Genomic DNA, 3,551 nt, shown 5'->3' with positions numbered 1-3,551 from the left:
CAATATGAAAAGCGATATATTCATTTCACTTTCTGTTGCCGCAGGAATGGTTATAGTTAAGCTAACTGGCTTATTTGTTTTTGATGCGATATTGGGGCTTTTTGTTTCCGCATTTGTTATAAAAACCGCTATCGAGCTTTTCATGAGCAGTAGCTATGAACTAATGGATGGCATTCAACCACGCGATGATATCTATCGCAGGGTACTGGAAGAAGCTGCAAATACCAATGGGGTGTCAAACCCCCATAGAATAAGAATAAGAAAATTCGGTTATAAGTACTTCGTGGAATTGGATATGGAGGTAAAAGGTGATATTACAGTCAATGAAGCACACGAATTGTCAAAGACTGTTGAAAAAAATATCAAGCAAAACGTACCCAAGGTGTATGATGTACACGTCCACATTGAACCCCTGGGAAACGTAGAAAAAGAAACCTTTGGATTAGATAAATCGCGCATTTTTGGAAGAAAGGGTGATACAGATGGACAATAAACATAAAATGTTAAATATACCTGCTTTTACGCCAGATAATTTTGGTGACATTCCAAATCCTTTCTGGATAACGAATGCCAAAGGTGAAATACTATTTGCGAATGTGCATTTCTTGAGGTTTTTCAGAAGAACCCGCGAACAGGTTAATGGAAAGGTACTGGAAGATATAATCGAAAGAAGAACATCAAAAGAACTTTTAAGGCTTTTCCAGTTCCTTCTTAAAAGGGGTGAAACTGTACGTGAAGAGCTGCTTCTCACTGGAGCAAATACTACTGGATATTTTTGTGTTACCATGATCCCGGTTTTTAACGATCGGGTTTTGAGTCATGTCTTTTGTCATGCCTTCGATTTAACTCCTTTGAAAAACAAGTGCACATATATTGCCAGAGACCGAACTGCAATGACCAATATTCTTGCAAAATATGCCGAAAATATGCTTCCAGAAGCAAAACAGCATTTGCAAATAATCTCTGATGCCTCAGCAATGGTAGCCGTGGCATTACGTGAAAATCATTCCTATAAAATCACGAAGGACTTTATTAAAGATATTCGTGAAGCCTCGTTACTTCATGACATAGGGAATCTGGAAATTCCGTCGGAATTGTTGAAAAAACCGAGCAAACTCTCTGATGAAGAATACCAGAAAGTGAAGGAACACACCACAAAAGGAGTGAAAATTATAGAAGGCTTTCTTGAGACAGGTTCGGCTTTTTTCAATTTATGTGCTGAAATCATTGAACATCATCATGAAGCCTTCGATGGAAGTGGCTATCCTCATGGACTATCTGGCACAGACATACCATTTTCCGCAAGGATTGTAAGCGTTGCTGACAGTTATGCTTCCATGAGAGTTAAAAGGCCTCACAGAAAGGCTTTAGAAAGAGATAAAATTCTTAAGATAATAAACATGGAAAGAGGCAAGAAGTTTGATCCCATGATTGTTGATGCATTTTTTTCAATTGAAAGAGAACTAAATGCACTGATTAATTTAACCTGATTTGTGGTTTAATTATAACGATTCTAAATAATTACGGGGGGTGAATCTATGAACAAGCTCGATGGAACAAAAACACTTGAAAATCTAATGAAGGCCTTTGCAGGTGAGTCTCAGGCGAGAAATCGTTATACTTTCTTTGCCTCAGTAGCCAGGAAAGAAGGATTTGAGCAAATTTCTTCACTCTTTCAGGAAACTGCTGAAAACGAAAAAGAACATGCCAAGCTTTTTTATAAGCACATAGCTGAAAAAACCGAAAAATTGCCAGCGACCATTCATGTAGATGCGGATTATCCGGTAGAATATCGTTCAACTCTTGAAAATCTCAAAGCTGCCGCAGCAGGTGAAAATGAAGAATGGTCAGAACTTTATCCAGCATTTGCTGATGTTGCTGAAGAAGAAGGCTTTAAAGATATTGCCGAAACATTCAGGCAGGTAGCGAAAGTCGAAAAAAAGCATGAAGAACGTTATCTAAAACTCGCGGAAAACGTGGAAAAGGGACATGTTTTCAAGAAGCCTGAAAAAGTATTGTGGAAGTGCAGAAATTGTGGTTACATCCTTGAAGCTTACGAAGCACCTGAAAAGTGCCCTGCATGCAAGCACCCACAAAGTTACTTTGAACTTTTCGTGGAAAATTATTAGCTTTATAATACGGGGGGATGTTCCCCCCATCATATATACTTCTTCAATGTCGGTTCTCTTGTACAGATGAATTTTTCAATCTCGTACAACCCATATTCTCCTGTGGCACCTTTGTATTGAACGTTCAATGCTCCCAGTGCATTACCAAATCGAAGCGCTTCTTTGAGATTTCCTCCAGAAGAAATCACATGAATAAAACCTGCATTGAAAGCATCTCCTGCACCAGTCGTATCTACAACTTTCGTCAAATAAGCAGGAACAAAAAAACCTTCAGGCAAAACTTCTACACCCTTTGCGCCCTTTGTAACCACAATATGTTTTGACATGATGTTGCCAACTTTTTTAACTGCTTCCCATTCTTTCTCGTTGAAAATCAAATAAGTAAAATATTTTGACAGCCTCACCAAGCCTTCCGGATTTTCAAAGCTAACGATACCACCGGGAGCGTAGCTAATAATAGGAATGTCACAGCTCAGATTATTCAAGATTTTCTCGGCTTGTGCTATGCTTATGCCAGCCAAATGGAGAAAAGTGGTTTCTTCTGGAGCAGCAATTTTGGGAAAGACTTTTTCGTTAATTCCACGATAGGTAAACAAAAAGCGATGTCCGTCACCATTGACTGTTACAAAACAAAATCCTGTTCTCTCGCCATCGGTAACCTTAACATATTCCACGTTGATACCTCTTTTTTTGAGCTCTTTCAACAACCACTGACCGAAAATGTCGTTCCCAAGTGCTCCGTTGAGGAATACTTCTCGCCCCAGTTTTGCAAGCTGAATAGCAGTGTTGGAAGCCGTTCCGCCTATTCCCGGATCCAATTCGAGAACCCTGTTTTCTTCGATATTGCGGGTTTTGTCTAACATCGCTGTAATATCAAAATTTATGTTTCCAACTACCTGTATCATGATTATCCCTCACAATTCACTAATGATTTCCGGTTCAATGAAGTACAATACGAGTGGGGAGGTGCTTTTATGAAAAAAAAGTATTTCGGTAGAATTATTTTACTATTTTTTATAGGATTTTTTTTACAGTCATGTGTTCCTTCAATTCCCGACAGGATTCAGACGGGCTTTGAACATTTAAGATCCGGAGAAGTCAGCCTGGCTAAAGAGGACTTCAGCCATGTTGCCGATTTTTCCTATAATCCCATGAAAAAAGCCCTTGCCAGTGAGGGACTGGGTTGGTGCTACTATCTGGAACATAACTTCACGCTCGCAGATTTTTACTTCTTACAAGCCAGGGAAAGCTACCCTGCCAAAAAAGAAATACTTTCAGGGCTTGCGCTCACAAAAACGCAATTGGGCGAATTTAACAGCGCGATTGACAGTGGGCTTTTTCTTCTTTCAACCTCAGATGATATGCTTGTTAATTACCTGCCCGATGCTTTGAGCAAAGAAGAATTGTTGAAAGTACTCGCTT

5 protein-coding genes are annotated in these 3,551 nt (G+C 39.4%); 4 read left to right on the top strand and 1 reads right to left on the bottom strand.

The window, feature by feature from the left end:
• The 3 genes from AC3LHT_RS03095 to rbr all read left to right on the top strand — a co-directional run.
• Positions 1 to 493, top strand: a 493-nt coding sequence (locus AC3LHT_RS03095; protein WP_488661944.1) for a cation diffusion facilitator family transporter, incomplete at its 5' end; no start/stop codon positions are given.
• On the top strand, positions 483 to 1,490 hold the full coding sequence (locus tag AC3LHT_RS03090; protein ID WP_488661943.1) for an HD domain-containing phosphohydrolase: 1,008 nt from the start codon (positions 483 to 485) through the stop codon (positions 1,488 to 1,490). The genes AC3LHT_RS03095 and AC3LHT_RS03090, both read left to right, overlap by 11 nt.
• 48 nt (positions 1,491 to 1,538) lie before the next feature.
• Positions 1,539 to 2,129, top strand: coding sequence for a rubrerythrin (gene rbr, locus AC3LHT_RS03085; protein WP_290645113.1), 591 nt, complete (start codon positions 1,539 to 1,541; stop codon positions 2,127 to 2,129).
• 29 nt (positions 2,130 to 2,158) lie between these two features.
• Here the strand turns inward: rbr and AC3LHT_RS03080 are convergent, their stop codons facing one another.
• The gene (locus AC3LHT_RS03080; protein WP_488661942.1) at positions 2,159 to 3,034 is read right to left on the bottom strand and encodes a carbohydrate kinase family protein; all 876 of its coding nucleotides are present in this window, start codon (positions 3,032 to 3,034) and stop codon (positions 2,159 to 2,161) included.
• Positions 3,035 to 3,103: 69 nt separating this feature from the next.
• Between AC3LHT_RS03080 and AC3LHT_RS03075 the strand changes: the two genes are divergently transcribed.
• The coding region (locus tag AC3LHT_RS03075) for a tetratricopeptide repeat protein (protein ID WP_488661941.1) at positions 3,104 to 3,551 on the top strand (448 nt) is incomplete at its 3' end.

It is taken from the genome of Kosmotoga sp., from assembly GCF_982836095.1.
Note: the sequence above shows the minus strand (reverse complement) of the source record. Positions and strands in the feature narration are given on the sequence as shown.

Bases quoted from the DNA above. Each gene is read 5' to 3' on its own strand.
- AC3LHT_RS03090 (WP_488661943.1), top strand. From the start codon at position 483: ATGGACAATAAACATAAAATGTTAAATATACCTGCTTTTACGCCAGAT.
- rbr (WP_290645113.1), top strand. From the start codon at position 1,539: ATGAACAAGCTCGATGGAACAAAAACACTTGAAAATCTAATGAAGGCC.
- AC3LHT_RS03080 (WP_488661942.1), bottom strand. From the start codon at position 3,034: ATGATACAGGTAGTTGGAAACATAAATTTTGATATTACAGCGATGTTA.